Consider the following 17,889-nt stretch of genomic DNA (forward strand, 5'->3'; position numbering starts at 1 on the left):
ACTCAGACACCACCTTCCGCTAATTATATTGTGTTATTTCTTGGTGCAGGTGCAGTGCTTTTTTCTGTCTCTCAGCATGTCTTCCAGCGCTTGATCGAAGGTGCGGACGGTTCCGCCAAAGCCTTTTTGAAAACGTTCAGCATGGTCAAGAGTCGCAAACGGTATGGCCTGCGGCTGGCAGCAGTGCAGATTTAATTCAGCGTTTACAACAAAATAAGCCGAAGCGGCACTGACCGTAGTTTGTAACAGAAAGTCTTTGCAAATCAAATGAGAAACCTCTTCCGTTTTATCTGCATACCGCAAAAACGCGCAATGTGCGCAGCACAGCTGTTCAATGTCTTGTGTCACCGTGATCAGCTGGACCGAATAAGCCTGATTGGCCGGCTTTAGGCAATAGCTGCACGTATGATCAGCCTGAGGCGCACGGACTGGGAGCGTGATGCCGCCGGCCGTTTTTATCACCTGGTTTGATTGGACAAGCTGATTCACATCTCTGTATACTGTCATTTCTGACACACCGAACCGTTGACTGATATCAGAAATTCTGAGCGCGCCTTCTTTTTTCAGCCACTCAAGTATGTGCTGCTGTCTATTAATCGGAAGCATTCATACATCCCCTTCATTAAGATCTTCTTAAGCGTAGAGGATTTCAAAGACCGAGACAAGTATGCTGGTGATAAAAAATGTGAAAATGTGTTGAACAGTAACAAAACGAAACAGAAGGGTCTCTGGTATAATGGACATATGAATGGAGAGTGAAAATACCATATGAAAGAAACAGTATGCCCGAACTGCGGCAAACCTTTGACAGGCGACATGGTCAGATCGTCAAATGTCCCGTGCCAATTTCGCTGCGGTCACTGCCGGGAACGGCTTTACGAATATAAAGTATCAGCTCCGATTATGATTGTGTCTTTGGCACTCATCGTGCTGCTTATTTATCTTTTGATGCTCCTTCGCAATGCGGCAGGCTCAATGATTCCGGCCGTTCAGCATGTGCCGATGGCTGTTTTTGCGCTTGTGTGCGCCTATCCTGTATTTATTGTGAGTGAACGGATGATCGCGAAGTATGTGATTCAAAACGGAAAGATTATTTATAGAGGAAAGAGAAAAGGCTCCTAAAACAGGAGCCTTTTTATTTTTAAAAAATTGTCACACCCATGTGCCAAAGTCCTCTTTACTTTCAATTGTGCACACACTGTAAGCGTTTTAATATAGAGTCAAAGGGAAGCATCATTCTCTGACATTATCATTCTTTTAGCGACAAACAAAACAGGGAGGGTTTATATATGCAGCAAGAACAGCAGCAAGGCGGCATGAAAGTGAAAGTTCAGCGCTTTGGCAGTTATTTAAGCGGTATGATCATGCCGAATATCGGCGCGTTTATCGCGTGGGGCATCATTACCGCTTTGTTTATTCCGGCGGGATGGTTTCCGAATGAGCAGCTGAATACGCTGGTCAGCCCGATGATTACGTATTTACTGCCGCTTTTGATAGCGTATACAGGCGGAAAAATGATTTACGACCACCGCGGCGGAGTCGTCGGTGCGACGGCGGCAATCGGAGTAATTGTCGGGTCGGATATTCCGATGTTTCTAGGCGCGATGATAATGGGGCCGCTGGGCGGATATCTCATTAAGCAAACTGATAAATTATTCAAGGATAAAGTAAAACAAGGCTTTGAGATGCTGATTAACAACTTTACGGCAGGAATTGTCGGCGCGGCTTTAACGATTCTCGCGTTTTATGCGATCGGCCCAGTCGTTCTGACGTTAAATAAATTACTGGCGGCCGGTGTAGAGGTCATTGTACACGCTAACTTGCTGCCTGTTGCAAGCGTTTTCGTGGAACCGGCGAAGGTCTTGTTCTTAAATAACGCGATCAACCACGGTATCTTAAGCCCGATTGGAATCGAACAGGCAGCCAATACCGGAAAGTCAATTCTGTTTTTAGTAGAAGCAAACCCTGGACCGGGGCTCGGCATTTTGCTCGCGTATATGTTCTTTGGAAAAGGATCTTCAAAATCAACGGCTCCTGGAGCGGCAATTATTCATTTCTTCGGGGGGATTCACGAAATTTACTTCCCGTACATTTTAATGAAGCCGGCATTGATTCTGGCAGCGATTGCAGGCGGAGCAAGCGGACTCCTAACGTTCTCTATGTTTAACGCCGGTCTGGTCGCAGCATCGTCACCAGGCAGCATTATCGCATTGATGGCCATGACGCCAAGAGGCGGATACTTCGGCGTATTGGCAGGCGTATTGGTTGCTGCAGCCGTTTCGTTCATCGTGTCAGCTGTGATCCTGAAGTCTTCGAAAGCAAGCGAAGAAGACCTCGCAGCCGCAACAGAAAAAATGCAGTCCATGAAGGGGAAGAAAAGCCAAGCTGCCGCTGCTTTAGAGGCAGAACAAGCAAAAGCTGAGGAAGCGTCTGAGCTGTCTCCTGAAAGCGTCAATAACATTATTTTCGCATGTGACGCCGGAATGGGCTCGAGCGCGATGGGGGCTTCGATTTTAAGAAACAAAGTCAAAAAAGCAGACCTGGATATCAGCGTGACCAACACGGCGATTAACAATCTGCCGAGCGATGCGGATATTGTCATTACCCACAAAGACTTAACAGATCGAGCAAAGGCAAAGCTGCCGAATGCGACGCACTTATCAGTGGATAACTTCTTAAACAGTCCGAAATATGACGAGCTTATTGAAAAGCTAAAAAAGTAATCTCATAGAAAGAGAGTGATACTCATGCAAGTACTCGCAAAAGAAAACATCAAACTCAATCAAACGGTTGCAACAAAAGAAGAAGCGATCAGATTGGCGGGCCAAACGCTGATTGACAACGGCTACGTGACAGACGATTATATTGAAAAAATGTTTGAACGGGAAGAAACATCTTCTACCTTTATGGGGAATTTTATTGCCATCCCCCATGGCACAGAAGATGCCAAAAGCGAAGTGCTTCACTCAGGGATTTCAATCATTCAAATTCCTGGCGGAGTAGAGTATGGAGAAGGAAACACAGCCAAAGTCGTATTCGGCATTGCCGGAAAAAATAACGAGCATTTAGACATTTTGTCTAACATCGCCATCATCTGCTCAGAAGAAGAAAACATTGAACGCCTGATTTCTGCGAAAAGCGAAGAAGATTTGATCGCGATTTTCAACGAGGTGAACTAGCATGATTGCCTTACATTTCGGTGCGGGAAATATCGGGAGGGGCTTTATCGGTGCGCTGCTTCACCACTCCGGCTATGAAGTGGTGTTTGCGGATGTAAATGACACGATGGTCGGCCTCCTTAATGAAAAACGGGCATACACTGTTGAACTCGCAGAAGAAGGGCGTTCATCAGAGGTGATCGGCCCGGTCAGCGCCATCAACAGCGGCAGCCAGCCGGAGGAGCTGTATCGGCTGATCAATGAGGCGGCGCTCATCACGACGGCTGTCGGCCCGAATGTATTGAAGCTGATTGCCCCGTCTATCGCAGAAGGCTTAAGACGAAGAAGCTCTGCCGACACAATGAATATCATTGCCTGTGAAAATATGATTGGCGGAAGCAGCTTCTTAAAAAAAGAAGTATACAGCCACTTAACAGAGGCGGAGCAGGAGGCTGTCGGCAACACTGTCGGATTCCCGAATTCCGCGGTTGACCGGATCGTGCCGATTCAGCATCATGAAGATCCGCTCAAAGTGTCGGTTGAGCCGTTCTTTGAATGGGTCATCGACGAATCAGGCTTTATAGGGGAAACACCGGCAATAAAAGGGGCGCTGTTTGTTGATGATTTAACGCCGTACATCGAACGAAAGCTGTTTACCGTTAATACCGGCCATGCTGTAACGGCCTATGTCGGCTATCAGCGCGGATTAAAAACGATAAAAGAAGCGATCGATCATCCGGAAATCCGCCGTGTTGTTCACTCGGCGCTGCTTGAAACCGGTGATTATCTCATTAAAACGTATGGATTTAAGCAATCAGAACACGAGCAATATATTAAAAAGATCATCGGCCGCTTTGAAAATGAATTCATCACCGACGATGTGACCCGTGTGGCGAGATCGCCGCTCAGAAAGCTTGGAGAAAATGACAGGCTTGTAGGTCCGGCGAAGAAAATCAAAGAGCCGAATGCGCTGGCAGAAGGCATTGCTGCGGCACTGCGATTCGACTTTGCCGGTGATCCGGAAGCGGTCGAGCTGCAAGCGCTGATCGCGGAAAAAGGATACAGCGGAGTGCTTCACGAGGTGTGCGGTATTCCGTCTCATGAACCGCTGCATGCCATCGTTTTAAAGAAATTGAATCAATAACCGGACCCGTGACTATACGTCACGGGCTTTTTTTACCATCTCGCAATCTAGTATAATAGAAAACGCTTACGATAACAGGGGGAGGAGAATGACGATGAAACAATTCGAGATTGCGGCAATACCGGGAGACGGAGTAGGAAAAGAGGTTGTAGCCGCTGCTGAGAAAGTGCTTCACACAGCAGCTGAGGTTCACGGAGGTTTGTCATTCTCATTTACGTCATTTCCATGGAGCTGTGACTATTATATGGAGCACGGCGAAATGATGCCTGAGAACGGAATACATACGCTCACTCAATTTGAAGCGGTTTTCTTGGGAGCGGTCGGAAATCCGAAACTGGTTCCCGATCATATTTCCTTATGGGGTCTGCTGCTGAAGATCAGGAGAGAGCTTGAGCTTTCCATTAATATGAGACCAGCCAAACAAATGGCCGGCATCACGTCGCCTCTGCGGCATCCGAACGATTTTGATCTAGTGGTGATTCGCGAGAACAGTGAAGGTGAATACAGTGAAGTCGGCGGACGCATTCACAGGGGTGACGATGAAATCGCCATCCAGAATGCCGTGTTTACGAGAAAAGCGACAGAACGTGTCATGCGTTTTGCCTTCGAATTGGCGAAAAAACGGCGCGGTCATGTGACAAGCGCAACAAAGTCCAACGGCATTTATCACGCGATGCCGTTTTGGGATGAAGTCTTTCAACAGACTGCGGCTGATTACAGCGGAATCGAAACGTCATCCCAGCATATTGATGCGTTGGCCGCTTTTTTTGTGACGCGTCCGGAAACGTTTGATGTCATTGTGGCAAGCAACCTGTTCGGTGATATTTTAACCGACATCAGCTCGAGCCTGATGGGAAGCATTGGCATTGCGCCGTCTGCGAACATTAACCCGTCCGGCAAGTACCCATCCATGTTCGAACCGGTTCATGGCTCAGCTCCGGATATTGCCGGCAAAGGCCTTGCCAACCCAATCGGCCAGATTTGGACAGCGAAGCTGATGCTTGACCATTTCGGAGAGGAAGAACTGGGGGCAAAGATCCTCAATGTGATGGAACGAGTCACGGCTGACGGCATTAAAACACGCGACATTGGCGGACAAAGCACGACGGAAGAGGTCACTGACGAAATTTGTGTGCGTTTAAGAAAACTTTGATAGAACAGAGCGGGGCAGACTTTCTGCCTCGTTTTTTATGATGGAAAGCGTTTTGAAGAAGATTGCCCTGTCAAAATAAACCGAATCAGGATTGGCAAAGCCGTGAAGAGCATCAAATTGATAAATCTCCAAATCGTGATGCTGTTTTTCCCGCAGTTTTTTGACGAGAAGAGCAACATCAAACGACGGTTCATATGAAGGGAAAAACAATAGAACCGGGCAGGAAGGAATGTGATCAAGGCAATCGCGTATCCGGGAACCGTAATAACATACAGCTCCGCTCACCTCAGGCATACTGCTGCATTTCCATGCGATCGTTGCTCCTGCGCTGAACCCGATCACAAAAATGCGTCGTCCCGCGTTTTGCCTAATCAAGTTTTGAATGATGATTTCTCCTGTTTTCAGCCGTTCAAGTTTTGTAAACTGTTCGTATGCGGTTTTTTCCTCTTGCGGTCTGTAAACTTCACCATCACCGAGCAGGTTAGGTGTCATCACATCATATCCAGCCATTTTGATCAGGCGGGCGATTTTTTTCATATGGCTGTTTACACCGTATATTTCGTGTGCGAGAATGACGAGCGGTTTTTGGGGCATAACGGTCTCCTTTTGTATTTTTTCCATTATATCCTATCGTTCAGCTTTAGGCTGATATATAATGGTCAAAAAAAGGAGAAATAGAATGAACTTATTATCTTTGCCTCACCGTTATCCGTTTTTATTAATTGACGGCGTGACGGAAAGCGAGCCCGGCAAGCATGCAGCTGCTTATAAGCTGGTCAGTGAGAACGACTGGTTTATCACTGACACGCAAACAGAAATGCCTTTTTCACTTGTGATTGAAGCGCTTGCGCAAACCGCAGCTTTTACAGGGATTACAGATGAGAACAGCTTGGGCTTATTGTCTTCCGTGAAGAAAGCGGAAAAGCTGGGCGCGGCCATACCCGGTGACCGGCTTGATCTTACGTTTGAAGTCACGCGCAACCGGCGCGGGTTTGTGTTTGGACATGCCAAGGCGTCAGTGGGCGGGCAGCCTGTTGCTGAAGCTGAAATCGGCATCTATATTGAAACATGAAAAAAACCCTTCACTACGATTTGTGAGGGGTTCTATTATTTCGTATCGTAATCCCGTTCGCTTTGTGAGTCATCTCGTTGCTGCCGCTTCTGTTTCTCATCATTCATGTTTTCCTTCAGCTCTTCATTCGGTATCGGATCGGTCAAGTCATTATGTTCGGGGTTTTCATTAGGGCGGTTCTGCTGTTTTCTCTCTTTCATATTTTTATCACCTCACCATTTGTTTTCCTCTAATGTCTCCACTTGAAACATGTGAAAGGGCTGTTTTGTTCCGCTGGGTATAATGTATTAGAATAGAACCAGAACAACTAAAAGATAAAGAGAGGTACATATATGTCTGTTCAAAGAGAAGATGTGAATATCAAGCTGATTGCTATTGATATGGACGGAACACTGCTGAATGACGAGCAGCTGATTTCAGACGAAAACCGCAACGCGATTCGTAAGGCGGAGGATAAAGGCGTCTACGTGGTCATCAGTACGGGCCGGACGCTGATGACGTGCCGGGAGCTGGCTGAGTCGCTGAAGCTGTCGTCTTTTTTAATCACGGCTAACGGAAGTGAAATCTGGGATTCGAATTTTAATTTAGTGGAACGCAAGCTGCTCCACACGGATCACATCAAAATGATGTGGGATTTGCGGAATAAGCACAACACTAATTTCTGGGCTTCAACTGTTAACAAAGTGTGGAGAGGCGAGTTCCCGGAAAACATCACTGATCATGAATGGCTTAAATTCGGATTTGACATAGAAGATGACGACATCCGAAACGAAGTGCTGGCGGAGCTCAGAAAAAATAAAGAGCTCGAAATTACAAACTCAAGCCCGACAAACATCGAGGTCAACGCGCTCGGCATCAACAAAGCCGCAGCCCTTGCGAAGGTTTCTGAAAAACTCGGCTTTACGATGGAAAATGTCATGGCGATGGGCGACAGCCTGAATGATATCGCGATGATCAAAGAAGCCGGGCTGGGCGTAGCGATGGGCAATGCCCAAGACGTCGTGAAGGAAACGGCTGATTGGATCACTGATACAAATATAGAAGATGGCGTCGCTAAAGCGATACGCCATTGGGTACTATAAGAAAAGAGTCCTGAGATAAGGACTCTTTTCTTTTTTATCAGGGAGATTTTCTTCTAGGACCATGGTAGGTTTTCTAACAAAGTTATTTCACAAACTGATATGATTGAATATAATGAAATAAAGTTCAAAAATTCGGAATAGTCGTTCCGAATTTCGGAACAATAAAATACATAAAGCAATCGTTTGCTTGGCAGGAGGGATTCTGTGTTTCAAGTTGATTTAAATTGTGATTTAGGGGAAAGCTTCGGAGCCTATACGATAGGTCTTGATCAAGATATTTTAGAGTTTGTCACTTCAGCGAATGTCGCATGCGGATTTCATGCAGGGGATCCAAGTGTCATGCGGAAAACAGTTGCCCTTGCTGCTGAAAAAGGCGTGAAAATCGGCGCTCACCCGGGACTCCCGGATTTGCTCGGCTTCGGCCGCCGAAATATGGCGATTTCTCCAGAGGAAGCATATGATCTTGTGGTTTATCAAATTGGCGCCTTGTCAGGGTTTTTAAAAGCGGAAGGACTTCACATGCAGCACGTCAAGCCGCACGGCGCTTTGTACAATATGGCCGCAGTCGATCAGAAGCTATCGGACGCCATTGCAAAAGCTGTCTGCAAGGTAGATCCAGGACTGACTCTTTTCGGCCTTGCTGAGAGCGAGCTTGTAAAAGCGGGAGAACGGATCGGGCTTCAAACAGCAAGTGAAGTGTTCGCCGACAGAACATACCAAGCGGACGGCACACTGACACCGCGTTCTCAGCCTGATGCGCTGATTGAAAGCGATGATGCCGCTGTCAGCCAGGTGATCAAAATGGTAAAAGAGGGAGCGGTCAAATCCCAGCAAGGACATGATGTGTCCTTAAAAGCAGATACGGTTTGCATTCACGGAGACGGTGCCCATGCGCTGACGTTTGCGCAAAAAATACGAAAAGAGCTTAAAGCGGCCGGAATCGAAGTGACTCCTATTTCAGCGCAGAAGTAATCAGAAGGAGGAAAATAGATGGAGCAGCAGAAAAAAACAGCAGGGAAAAAAACGGGCAGCTGGTCATTGCTGATGGGGGCCGCCTTTTTAATGGCGACATCAGCAATCGGCCCGGGATTCCTGACACAAACCGCAACATTCACAAACACACTCGCAGCAAGCTTCGGTTTTGTTATTTTCATTTCTATTATTTTGGATATCTTTGCTCAAACCAACGTATGGCGCATCATTGCGGTCTCAGGAAAAAGGGGCCAGGAGATTGCGAATATGGTGCTTCCCGGACTGGGATATTTTATCGCCATTCTTGTCGTGCTTGGCGGACTTGCCTTTAATATCGGGAATATCGGAGGGGCTGGGCTCGGACTTCAAGTCTTGTTCGGTATTACACCAGAAACAGGCGCCTTAATCAGCGCCGTCATCGCCATTCTGATTTTTGTCATCAAGGAAGCAGGAAAAGCGATGGACCGTTTTACGCAAATCGCGGGTTTTGTCATGATTATTTTAACTGTCTTTGTTGCGGTCACCACAGCGCCGCCGGTCGGACAGGCTGTGGCTAACACGTTTGTCCCTGAACATATCAGTATATTTGCAATTGTCACATTAGTCGGCGGAACCGTCGGGGGATATATCACATTTGCCGGCGGACATCGTTTGCTTGATGCAGGGATTAAAGGCAAGGAATCCATCCCCCAGGTGACAAAAAGCTCAGTTATCGGCATTTTAATTACATCTATCATGCGGATCGCCCTTTTCTTAGCTGTGCTCGGCGTTGTTTCAAAAGGCCTGCACATTGACGAAAGCAACCCGGCGGCCTCTGTGTTCCAGCTGGCAGCGGGAAATGTCGGTTATAAAATCTTCGGATTGATCATGTGGTCAGCGGCCATTACGTCTGTTATCGGGGCCGCTTATACATCTGTTTCGTTTTTTAAAACCTTTTCTCCAAAAATTGAAAAGAATTCACGCGGCATTATTATCGGATTTATTGTCGTTTCTACATTAGCCTTCGTCACCATCGGCCAGCCGGCGAAAATTCTCGTGCTTGTCGGATCTCTGAACGGTTTGATTCTGCCGATCGCGCTTGGAACGCTGCTTATTGCCGCGCATAAGAAAAACATTGTCGGTGATTATAAGCATCCGCTTTGGCTGACAGGCTCAGGTGCACTGGTTGTCATCGTCATGGCGATTATGGGCGTCTACACGTTATTTACACAACTTCCTCAATTGTGGGGCTGATAAGAGTGGATCATTTGAACAAGATGGCGCCAAGAGATGTGCGCGCCTTTATACGAGAGGGACAAATAAACGGGCCGACCGCCGGAATGTCCGGCGGCTATGCTCAAGCGAACCTTGTGATTTTGAAAAAAGATTTGGCATTTGACTTTCTGCTGTTTTGCCAGCGGAATCCAAAACCCTGTCCGGTGCTGGATGTGACGGAATCCGGTTCGCCTGTGGCGTCGCTTGCAGCGCCGGATGCGGATATCAGAACGGACTTTCCGAAATACCGTATTTACAGGCACGGTGTTTTGACAGATGAGGTATCTGATATTACGTCCTACTGGGAGGACGATTTTGTCGGCTTTCTAATCGGATGCAGTTTCTCTTTTGAACAAGCGCTGATCAATAATGGAATACCCGTCAGACATATCGAAGAGGGGACGAACGTTCCGATGTACAAAACGAATATAAATTGTGTTCCGGCGGGGCCGTTTCATGGACAGATGGTTGTCAGTATGAGACCGGTTCCTGAACGGCTCGCTGTACGCGCCGCACAGGTGACATCGCGTTTTCCGGCTGTGCACGGAGGACCGATTCATATCGGCAATCCAAAAGCGATCGGCATACAGGATTTGAGCAATCCAGATTTCGGAGATGCCGTTTCTGTTCGTGAAGGCGAGGTTCCTCTATTTTGGGCATGCGGGGTAACTCCGCAAGCTGTGGCTATGAATGTAAAACCTGAAATAGTCATCACACATGCGCCGGGGCATATGCTCATCACAGATATTCGAGACGAGTCGCTTGCGGTGCTGTAACCTCTCGTCCTCCAGATGAACGAGAAATAAACGAGGTGAGAAAGATGACTGAACGATTACAAATCGAACAGCTCGGTGATTCTGCAATGATGATCCGATTTGGAGAAGAAATAAGCGAGCAAGTAAACGGTCTTGTCCATGCCGCTGCCGCTTATATAGAAGAACAGCCGTTTCCGGGATTCATTGAATGTATCCCGGCTTTTACGAGTCTTACCGTATTTTATGATATGTATGAAGTGTATAAGCATTTGCCTCAAGGCATCAGCTCGCCTTTTGAGAAGGTGAAACACGATGTTCATGAGCGGCTCGGAGAATTAACGGCTGATTATGAAAGCAGCCGCCGCGTCATTGAAATTCCCGTCTGCTATGGCGGTGAATTCGGGCCTGATTTAGAAGAGGTGGCGAAGATCAATCATCTGACACCCGAAGAGGTCATTGAGATTCATACAGGCGGTGAATATGCGGTGTATATGCTGGGCTTTGCACCGGGGTTTCCTTTCTTAGGCGGGATGTCCAAACGCATTGCAGCTCCAAGGAAATCATCGCCAAGACCATCGATTCCCGCCGGTTCAGTCGGAATTGCGGGACTGCAAACAGGCGTTTATCCGATTTCGACACCGGGCGGCTGGCAGCTGATCGGCAAAACGCCGCTGGCTCTATTCCGGCCGCAGGAAAACCCGCCAACGTTATTAAGAGCAGGAGATATTGTTACATTCGTCCGCATCTCAGAGGATGACTATCACGCCTATAAGGAGGAGTCCAATTGAGCATGAAAGTGTTAAAGCCCGGACTGCTCACAACGGTTCAGGATATAGGCAGAACGGGGTATCAAAAATACGGCGTGCTGGCAAGCGGCGCCATGGACACGGTGTCGCTTCGAATTGCCAATCTGCTGATCGGTAACAGCGAAAAAGAAGCCGGCCTTGAAATTACGCTGATGGGTCCCGGCCCGTCGCTTTATGTGTCAGAACCAATGCTGATTGCCGTAACAGGAGCGGACTTTACCCTGCGTGTGAATGATGAGGAAGCGCCTCTTTGGAAACCTGTGCTCGTTAAGGGAAACAGCACGGTCACCTTCGGCCCCTGCAAACTCGGCAGCCGCGCTTATATAGCGACAGCCGGCGGCTTCAATGTACCTGCTGTGATGGGAAGCAAAAGCACGTATGTCAGAGCGGGCATCGGCGGATTTCGCGGAAGAGCGCTTCAGAAGGAAGATGAACTGTCGATCGGAGAGATGTCATCTCTTTCGAAAACCATCGTCTCCCGCTTGAGCCAGCACCTTGGTCAGCGAGGGTTTGCGGCGCCGAATTGGTCAGTCAGCCGATACAGATTTCTGCCGTTAAAAAAGAATCCGGTGATCCGAGTGCTGGAAGGAAAACAATTCTCTTTTTTCATAGAAGAATCGAAAACGCGGTTTTATGAAGAAACGTTTCGTGTCACTCCGCAGTCCGATCGTATGGGCTACAGGCTCAAAGGAGAACCGCTTGAATTGAAGGCGCCGCTTGAGATGGTGTCAGAGGCGGTTACATTTGGAACAGTTCAGGTGCCGCCTGACGGCAATCCGATTATCCTGCTTGCAGACCGGCAGACGACGGGAGGCTATCCGAGGATCGCTCACATCATTTCAGCTGATCTTCCGATTGCCTCGCAAATTATGCCGGGTGAGCACGTCCAATTTGAGCCTGTATCCCTTCAAGAAGCGGAAGCGCTTTTCATTGAACGGGAAGCGCATCTAAAAGAAATGAAAACAAGAATGAAAATGGAATGGCTGATATAACAAAGGGGGTGGAATGATGCAGAATAAAAACAAAACCGTAGTGAAATCTATGGCGCTGCTCAATTTGTTTTTGCATGAACCAAGCCTTACTTTAAGCGAACTCGTTTCCCTGTCAGGAATGCCGAAAACCTCTGTTCACCGAATGGTCAGCTCACTGGAAGAAATGGGATTCCTCAATCGAGACCCATACGGCGTTTATACGCTTGGCCTGGTGTTTTTGGAATTCGGACAGCTTGTCGCGGACAGACTCGATATCAGAAAAATAGCCAAGCCTGTGATGGAAGAGCTTTGCCGTGAAGTAGATGAAGCCGTTCATTTGATCATGAGGGACGGAAATGAAGCGATCTACGTGGAGAAGATTGAAGGGACACAGACCGTTCGCCTTTACACTGCAATCGGCCGGCGTTCTCCTCTGTATGCCGGGGCATGTGCCCGGAGTATTTTATCTTTTCTGCCCCGTGAAGAAATTGAAGCGTATATCAAACAGACAGAGCTCATTCCGATCGGTTCAGGGACCATTACAGAACCGTCAAAGCTTCTTGAGGCGATTGAGACCTCGGTGCAAAATGGCTATACCGTCAGCTATTCAGAACTCGAAAACTATACGGCCGCTATTGGCGCGCCGATTTTTAACCATCATCACCAGGTGGCGGCCGGCATCAGTATTGCAGGGTTTGAAGCGAGATTTACAGAAGACAGGCTGCCGTACTTAACGGAAAAGGTAAAACAAGCCGCTTTACAGATTTCCAGAAAAATAGGGTATCCGTAAGTAGCCGATCTTTTCTCTGCTGCGTACATTAACGTATCGACGTTCATGAGTGGAGGAAAAATCATGGTGCTTCAGTATACAGCGCTCGGAGATTCTTTAACGACGGGGAGAGGATCAGGGCTGTTTTCTGCAGGATTTGTCCAGCGCTTCAGAGACATGATGGAAGCCGATCTGAAATCAAAAACAGCCGTATCGGTTTTCGCCAAATCCGGCCTTGATACAGAGGAAATCCTCGGGCTCCTGTCATATCCCTATGTGCAAAAACAAATTCAAGCCGCTGATATGATTACGATCACAGGGTGCGGAAATGATCTCATTGAATCTGTATTATCCTATCAATCTTCTCAGGATGAAACGATTTTCAGACGTGCGTCCGCGCATTGTCATGAGAATTTTGAAAAGATGATTGCCCAAATCGCCAACATCAAAGGGGCAGATCCATCACCTTACGCCATCCGTGTTTTTAATTTATACAACCCGTTTCCCAGCATTGGCATTGCTGATCAATGGATTACTTCATTTAATTCGCATTTGAAAACGCTGGCATCAGCGCCTCATGTGAAAATCGCTGACGTTTACAGTGTCTTTAAAGGGAAAGAGCAGGAATACCTGTCTTTCGACGGTGTCCATCCGAATAGCAATGGCTATCAGGCAATGGCCGAAGTGCTCCAAGGAATAGGTTATCGTGAATTATCAGTTTCATAAAAAACGCGCCTAATCACTAGCGCGTTTTTTTATATGAATTCAAATATTAAAAGAAACTTAAATTTCCCCGTCTCATGTTCTATATACAAAAAAAGTGCGCTAGAATAATGGAGGGCAAAGGCAAATATAGGCATAACGCTCAATATTTCGTATATAAGGAAGGATGGTCCTTTTGTTTCGCATTTTTAAAATGTCTTTTGCGGTTATCATTATCATACTGGCGCTTATCGCTTTTAACTATACGGAACACACCTCTGTTATCCAATCGGTCATGCTCGTTTTTCTGGGAGCTGTCATGTTTATTCAGGGGCTTGAAGAACGCAAAAAAGAAAACGACAGCTCAGGAGCATTTAACATCTATACTGCCGTTTTCGTTTGGTCTGTTTCTCTCATCGGTTTTACGCTTTATATGATATAAATCTATGATACATCCAGAAAATGCTCAACCGTCGGGAACGGCGTATAGAACCGATGCAGCAAGGCTTTCCACTCTTTGTACTCGGAAGACCCGCGAAAGCCTTCAGTGTGGTCCTCAAGCGTTTCCCACTCTACGAGCAGCAGGTACTTATGTGTTTCTTCCATACATTTTGATAAAGAATGTGTGATATAGCCCTTCATTCCGGCAATGATCGGCGCCGCCAGCCGGAACGCGTCCTCAAATTCTTGTTCAAGCCCCTCTTTAATATGAAGCATAGCTGCTTCTCTGACCATGCGATCCCTTCTTTCCTCTTTTCAAATAGTTTACAGGAAACGAAAGGAGATTTCTTCAAAATCGATGAACCTTTTCCTTCATTTTCAAAAAAATCTTGCGCGTACTAATTCATTTAAGAGAAAATAACAAGTGGAAGGCAGGGGAAAGTCATGTGTAAAAAGTGTATTCTACTATTATTTCTATGTATCGGGCTGATCGGATTAATCGGATGCTCCAAAACAGATTCACCAGAGGACCGAATGGAAGCATTCGTAAAACAGTGGAACGATCAGCAATTCGATGACATGTATCAAAGCCTGACCAAAGATGTAAAAAAAGAAATCTCCAAAAAGGATTTCGTCAGCAGATATAAAACCATCTATGAGCAGGCAGGCGTAAAAAATCTGAAAATCACTGCGGGAAAAGTGGACGAGGATGATAAAGACAATAAAACGATGAAGCACATCCCATACAAAGTCAGCATGGACACAAATGCGGGCAAAGTCAGCTTTAAAAATACCGCTGTGCTGAAAAAAGAAAAAACAGATGACGAGGAGTCATGGAATATAGATTGGGACCCATCGTTTATTTTCAAGCAGCTGGCTGATGACAAAACCGTTCAAATCGCCAGCATTGAACCGAAACGCGGCCAAATCTACGATAAAAACGGGAAAGGCTTAGCCGTCAACACAGATGTTCCAGAAATCGGAATTATTCCCGGAGAACTTGGCGATAAAAAAGAAAAAGTCATAAAAGAGCTCGCGAAAAAACTGGATGTAACTGAAGATGACATCAACCAGAAGCTGAAACAAAGCTGGGTCAAAGATGATTCATTCGTGCCGGTCAAAAAAGTAAAACCGGACGAAGAAAAGTTAGTGTCTGAAGTGACGTCATTAAAAGGCGTCACAAGAACAAATGTCAGCTCGCGCTATTATCCGTATGGCGAAAAAACAGCCCATCTGACAGGCTACGTTCGCGCGATTACGGCGGAAGAACTGAAGAAAAAGAAAGACGGAACATACAGCGATACGTCAAACATCGGAATCGCAGGTCTTGAAAATGTGTATGAAGACAAGCTCAGAGGCACAACAGGATGGAAAATCTACGTTCCGCAAACCGGCGAAGTTATCGCTGAAACGAAAGCGAAAGACGGCGAGGATTTACATCTCACAATTGATATCAAAACGCAAACAAAGCTTTATGACGAGCTGAGGGATGACAGCGGGGCGGCAGTCGCACTGCAGCCGCAGACAGGTGAAACACTGGCTCTTGTCAGCGCGCCTTCTTACGATCCAAACGGATTTATCTTCGGATGGAGCGATAAAGAATGGAAAAAACTAAACGAAGACAAAAACAACCCGTTTTCTGCGAAATTCAACAAAACATATGCACCAGGATCCACGATTAAACCGATCGCTGCTGCTATCGGCCTGAAAAACGGCACGCTTAAAGCCGCAGAGAAGAAAACAATCAAAGGGAAACAGTGGCAGAAAGATTCAAGCTGGGGTGGCTATTCTGTTACACGAGTGTCTGACAGCTTAGAGCAAGTGGATTTAGAACATGCCCTGATCACATCAGACAATATTTACTTTGCGCAAAACGCGCTCGATATGGGAGCGGACACCTTTACAAAAGGCATGAAAACATTTGGGTTTGCAGAGGATATCCCATTTGAATTCCCAGTCCAGCAATCGTCAATCGCAAACGACAAGCTTGACTCAGACATTTTGCTTGCGGATACAGGCTACGGACAGGGACAAATGCAAATGTCTCCGCTTCACTTAGCGGCAGCTTACACGCCATTTGTCGATAATGGAGACCTTGTGAAACCGACGCTTATCAAGAAAGACTCACAAACCGCTGATGTCTGGCACAAACAAGTGCTCACGAAAGAAGGAGCCGCCGATATTACAAAAGGATTGAAAGGTGTAGTCGAAGATGAGCGCGGGTCAGCGTATCAGCCTGTCGTAAAAGGAATTACTGTGGCTGGAAAAACGGGAACAGCCGAGCTGAAAAAATCAAAGGATGATAAAGACGGCACCGAAAATGGCTGGTTCGTCGGCTATGACTATAAAAACAAAGACCTGCTTGTCGCGATGATGATTCAAAATGTTCAAGATCACGGCGGCAGCCACTACGTAGTCGAAAAAGCAAAAAAGCAATTTCAATCGAAATAAAACCTTTTTAACGGGAGTGAAAGGGAAAAGGGCGTCTGAGGCCGAATGATCTAGTAAGGGGCAAAAACCCGGTTTATAAAGAAAAGAGGGATTTTGCATGCAGCGTATTCATTTGGCGGAGGATCTTCAATTTTCAAGAGTGATACACGGGCTTTGGCGTCTGAATGAATGGAACTATTCAGACGCTGAGCTGCTCAGTCTCATTGAGTGGTGTGTCGATCAAGGCATCACCACCTTTGATCATGCGGATATTTACGGGGGCTACACGTGCGAAAAAGGGTTTGGAAATGCTCTTGCCCTTTCACCCGGATTAAGGGAAAATATAGAGCTGGTCACAAAATGCGGCATCGTTCTTGAATCACCTGAACGCCCTGCCCACAGATCGCACCATTATAATACAAGCAAAACACACATTCTCGCGTCTGTTGAACAGTCGCTTTTGAATCTCAGAACGGATTATATCGATGTGCTGCTGATTCACAGACCGGACCCGCTCATGGACCCGGAAGGAGTGGCTGAGGCGTTTCATGCGCTGAAAAGCTCCGGCAAAGTCAGATATTTCGGTGTGTCGAACTTTAAAGGCCATCAATATCGGATGCTGGAATCGTATCTGCCTGAAAAGCTTGTCACCAATCAGATTGAGCTTTCCGCATATGAATTAGAAAATATTCAGGACGGCACATTGAACCTGTGTCAGGAAAAACGGATTTCTCCGATGGCCTGGTCGCCGCTTGCAGGCGGTAAAGTATTTGCCGGAAACACGGAAAAAGATCGGCGCATTCGCACGGCGCTTGAAACTGTTCAGGCTGAAATCGGTGCCGCCTCATTGGACGAGGTGATGTACGCATGGCTGTTCACGCATCCGGCCGGCATCATGCCGATTGTCGGAAGCGGAAAACGAGAGCGTATTTCCGCCGCGGTAAACGCCTTGGCGTATAAGCTTGATCAGGATCAGTGGTTCCGTATTTATACAGCCGTACAAGGCCGCGATATACCATAAAGAAAAAGCATCAGCATAACGGCTGATGCTTTTTCAATATTGTCACACCGCTTAGTGCCAAATTCCCATTTATAAGTGATTGAATCCTGTTTGAAAGCGTTTTATATTAATAAAGAAAACCTCTTTTTTTCCTCTTCCTATATCTCCATGCGACTTCAT

21 protein-coding genes are annotated in these 17,889 nt (G+C 46.8%); 17 read left to right on the forward strand and 4 right to left on the reverse strand.

Annotation, left to right across the window (positions count from 1 at the left end; genetic code table 11):
• Positions 1–33 precede the first annotated feature (33 nt).
• Positions 34–606 carry a copper uptake transcriptional regulator CutR gene (cutR, locus tag AU387_RS01245; RefSeq protein WP_059334498.1) on the reverse strand — a complete coding sequence of 191 codons (573 nt, stop codon included), beginning with the start codon at positions 604–606 and terminating at the stop codon, positions 34–36.
• Positions 607–768: 162 nt separating this feature from the next.
• Between cutR and AU387_RS01250 the strand changes: the two genes are divergently transcribed.
• The 5 genes from AU387_RS01250 to AU387_RS01270 all read left to right on the forward strand — a co-directional run bounded on the left by AU387_RS01250 (position 769) and on the right by AU387_RS01270 (position 5,455).
• Complete coding sequence (locus AU387_RS01250) at positions 769–1,122, forward strand: hypothetical protein (protein ID WP_044161850.1); 354 nt, start codon at positions 769–771, stop codon at positions 1,120–1,122.
• 167 nt (positions 1,123–1,289) lie between these two features.
• Complete coding sequence (locus AU387_RS01255; RefSeq protein WP_059334499.1) at positions 1,290–2,723, forward strand: PTS mannitol transporter subunit IIBC; 1,434 nt, start codon at positions 1,290–1,292, stop codon at positions 2,721–2,723.
• A gap of 24 nt (positions 2,724–2,747) precedes the next feature.
• The gene (locus tag AU387_RS01260) at positions 2,748–3,179 is read left to right on the forward strand and encodes a PTS mannitol transporter subunit IIA (RefSeq protein ID WP_059291950.1); all 432 of its coding nucleotides are present in this window, start codon (positions 2,748–2,750) and stop codon (positions 3,177–3,179) included.
• Between the two features lies 1 nt (position 3,180).
• Positions 3,181–4,302 (forward strand): mannitol-1-phosphate 5-dehydrogenase, encoded by a 1,122-nt coding sequence (locus AU387_RS01265; protein WP_044161844.1) that lies wholly within the window; start codon positions 3,181–3,183, stop codon positions 4,300–4,302.
• Positions 4,303–4,390: 88 nt separating this feature from the next.
• The gene (locus AU387_RS01270; protein WP_082687806.1) at positions 4,391–5,455 is read left to right on the forward strand and encodes a tartrate dehydrogenase; all 1,065 of its coding nucleotides are present in this window, start codon (positions 4,391–4,393) and stop codon (positions 5,453–5,455) included.
• Here AU387_RS01270 and AU387_RS01275 read toward each other — a convergent pair.
• Complete coding sequence (locus AU387_RS01275) at positions 5,441–6,049, reverse strand: dienelactone hydrolase family protein (protein ID WP_059291948.1); 609 nt, start codon at positions 6,047–6,049, stop codon at positions 5,441–5,443. The two genes, AU387_RS01270 and AU387_RS01275, sit on opposite strands and share 15 nt — an antisense overlap.
• A gap of 85 nt (positions 6,050–6,134) precedes the next feature.
• Between AU387_RS01275 and AU387_RS01280 the strand changes: the two genes are divergently transcribed.
• Positions 6,135–6,527 carry a 3-hydroxyacyl-ACP dehydratase FabZ family protein gene (locus AU387_RS01280; RefSeq protein ID WP_059334500.1) on the forward strand — a complete coding sequence of 131 codons (393 nt, stop codon included), beginning with the start codon at positions 6,135–6,137 and terminating at the stop codon, positions 6,525–6,527.
• 35 nt (positions 6,528–6,562) lie between these two features.
• Here AU387_RS01280 and AU387_RS20275 read toward each other — a convergent pair whose 3' ends face one another.
• Positions 6,563–6,727, reverse strand: a complete 165-nt coding sequence (locus AU387_RS20275) for a hypothetical protein (protein WP_024120240.1) — start codon at positions 6,725–6,727, stop codon at positions 6,563–6,565.
• A gap of 132 nt (positions 6,728–6,859) precedes the next feature.
• Between AU387_RS20275 and AU387_RS01285 the strand changes: the two genes are divergently transcribed.
• The 9 genes from AU387_RS01285 (at position 6,860) to AU387_RS01325 (ending at position 14,280) form a co-directional block, all read left to right on the forward strand.
• Positions 6,860–7,609 (forward strand): Cof-type HAD-IIB family hydrolase, encoded by a 750-nt coding sequence (locus AU387_RS01285; RefSeq protein WP_059334501.1) that lies wholly within the window; start codon positions 6,860–6,862, stop codon positions 7,607–7,609.
• A gap of 204 nt (positions 7,610–7,813) precedes the next feature.
• Positions 7,814–8,581 carry a 5-oxoprolinase subunit PpxA gene (pxpA, locus tag AU387_RS01290; RefSeq protein ID WP_059334502.1) on the forward strand — a complete coding sequence of 256 codons (768 nt, stop codon included), beginning with the start codon at positions 7,814–7,816 and terminating at the stop codon, positions 8,579–8,581.
• Between the two features lie 18 nt (positions 8,582–8,599).
• On the forward strand, positions 8,600–9,814 hold the full coding sequence (locus AU387_RS01295) for an NRAMP family divalent metal transporter (RefSeq protein ID WP_044161836.1): 1,215 nt from the start codon (positions 8,600–8,602) through the stop codon (positions 9,812–9,814).
• A 5-nt stretch (positions 9,815–9,819) separates the two neighbouring features.
• On the forward strand, positions 9,820–10,611 hold the full coding sequence (locus AU387_RS01300) for a putative hydro-lyase (RefSeq protein WP_059334503.1): 792 nt from the start codon (positions 9,820–9,822) through the stop codon (positions 10,609–10,611).
• Between the two features lie 44 nt (positions 10,612–10,655).
• Positions 10,656–11,378, forward strand: coding sequence for a 5-oxoprolinase subunit PxpB (gene pxpB, locus AU387_RS01305; RefSeq protein ID WP_044161831.1), 723 nt, complete (start codon positions 10,656–10,658; stop codon positions 11,376–11,378).
• 2 nt (positions 11,379–11,380) lie between these two features.
• Positions 11,381–12,388 (forward strand): 5-oxoprolinase subunit C family protein, encoded by a 1,008-nt coding sequence (locus AU387_RS01310; RefSeq protein ID WP_082687820.1) that lies wholly within the window; start codon positions 11,381–11,383, stop codon positions 12,386–12,388.
• A gap of 16 nt (positions 12,389–12,404) precedes the next feature.
• Positions 12,405–13,157, forward strand: coding sequence for an IclR family transcriptional regulator (locus tag AU387_RS01315; protein ID WP_059334505.1), 753 nt, complete (start codon positions 12,405–12,407; stop codon positions 13,155–13,157).
• Positions 13,158–13,220: 63 nt separating this feature from the next.
• Complete coding sequence (lipC, locus tag AU387_RS01320) at positions 13,221–13,862, forward strand: spore germination lipase LipC (RefSeq protein WP_059334506.1); 642 nt, start codon at positions 13,221–13,223, stop codon at positions 13,860–13,862.
• A gap of 172 nt (positions 13,863–14,034) precedes the next feature.
• Positions 14,035–14,280, forward strand: coding sequence for a YczI family protein (locus tag AU387_RS01325; RefSeq protein ID WP_010333057.1), 246 nt, complete (start codon positions 14,035–14,037; stop codon positions 14,278–14,280).
• Between the two features lie 2 nt (positions 14,281–14,282).
• Here AU387_RS01325 and AU387_RS01330 read toward each other — a convergent pair whose 3' ends face one another.
• Entirely contained in the window at positions 14,283–14,573 is a 291-nt protein-coding gene (locus tag AU387_RS01330) for an antibiotic biosynthesis monooxygenase family protein (RefSeq protein ID WP_024120249.1), read from the reverse strand.
• Between the two features lie 150 nt (positions 14,574–14,723).
• On the opposite strand from AU387_RS01330, the gene AU387_RS01335 reads away from it, so the two are divergent.
• Complete coding sequence (locus AU387_RS01335) at positions 14,724–16,730, forward strand: penicillin-binding transpeptidase domain-containing protein (protein WP_063623074.1); 2,007 nt, start codon at positions 14,724–14,726, stop codon at positions 16,728–16,730.
• A gap of 97 nt (positions 16,731–16,827) precedes the next feature.
• Positions 16,828–17,730: an aldo/keto reductase gene (locus tag AU387_RS01340; RefSeq protein WP_044161818.1), complete on the forward strand. Its 903-nt coding sequence runs from the start codon at positions 16,828–16,830 to the stop codon at positions 17,728–17,730.
• The last annotated feature ends 159 nt before the right edge of the window (positions 17,731–17,889 follow it).

This window comes from Bacillus halotolerans, from assembly GCF_001517105.1.
GTDB classification, from domain to species: domain Bacteria; phylum Bacillota; class Bacilli; order Bacillales; family Bacillaceae; genus Bacillus; species Bacillus halotolerans.

Bases quoted from the DNA above. Each gene is read 5' to 3' on its own strand.
- cutR (WP_059334498.1), bottom strand. From the start codon at position 606: ATGCTTCCGATTAATAGACAGCAGCACATACTTGAGTGGCTGAAAAAA.
- AU387_RS01250 (WP_044161850.1), top strand. From the start codon at position 769: ATGAAAGAAACAGTATGCCCGAACTGCGGCAAACCTTTGACAGGCGAC.
- AU387_RS01255 (WP_059334499.1), top strand. From the start codon at position 1,290: ATGCAGCAAGAACAGCAGCAAGGCGGCATGAAAGTGAAAGTTCAGCGC.
- AU387_RS01260 (WP_059291950.1), top strand. From the start codon at position 2,748: ATGCAAGTACTCGCAAAAGAAAACATCAAACTCAATCAAACGGTTGCA.
- AU387_RS01265 (WP_044161844.1), top strand. From the start codon at position 3,181: ATGATTGCCTTACATTTCGGTGCGGGAAATATCGGGAGGGGCTTTATC.
- AU387_RS01270 (WP_082687806.1), top strand. From the start codon at position 4,391: ATGACGATGAAACAATTCGAGATTGCGGCAATACCGGGAGACGGAGTA.
- AU387_RS01275 (WP_059291948.1), bottom strand. From the start codon at position 6,049: ATGCCCCAAAAACCGCTCGTCATTCTCGCACACGAAATATACGGTGTA.
- AU387_RS01280 (WP_059334500.1), top strand. From the start codon at position 6,135: ATGAACTTATTATCTTTGCCTCACCGTTATCCGTTTTTATTAATTGAC.
- AU387_RS20275 (WP_024120240.1), bottom strand. From the start codon at position 6,727: ATGAAAGAGAGAAAACAGCAGAACCGCCCTAATGAAAACCCCGAACAT.
- AU387_RS01285 (WP_059334501.1), top strand. From the start codon at position 6,860: ATGTCTGTTCAAAGAGAAGATGTGAATATCAAGCTGATTGCTATTGAT.
- AU387_RS01295 (WP_044161836.1), top strand. From the start codon at position 8,600: ATGGAGCAGCAGAAAAAAACAGCAGGGAAAAAAACGGGCAGCTGGTCA.
- pxpB (WP_044161831.1), top strand. From the start codon at position 10,656: ATGACTGAACGATTACAAATCGAACAGCTCGGTGATTCTGCAATGATG.
- AU387_RS01310 (WP_082687820.1), top strand. From the start codon at position 11,381: ATGAAAGTGTTAAAGCCCGGACTGCTCACAACGGTTCAGGATATAGGC.
- AU387_RS01315 (WP_059334505.1), top strand. From the start codon at position 12,405: ATGCAGAATAAAAACAAAACCGTAGTGAAATCTATGGCGCTGCTCAAT.
- lipC (WP_059334506.1), top strand. From the start codon at position 13,221: ATGGTGCTTCAGTATACAGCGCTCGGAGATTCTTTAACGACGGGGAGA.
- AU387_RS01330 (WP_024120249.1), bottom strand. From the start codon at position 14,573: ATGGTCAGAGAAGCAGCTATGCTTCATATTAAAGAGGGGCTTGAACAA.
- AU387_RS01335 (WP_063623074.1), top strand. From the start codon at position 14,724: ATGTGTAAAAAGTGTATTCTACTATTATTTCTATGTATCGGGCTGATC.
- AU387_RS01340 (WP_044161818.1), top strand. From the start codon at position 16,828: ATGCAGCGTATTCATTTGGCGGAGGATCTTCAATTTTCAAGAGTGATA.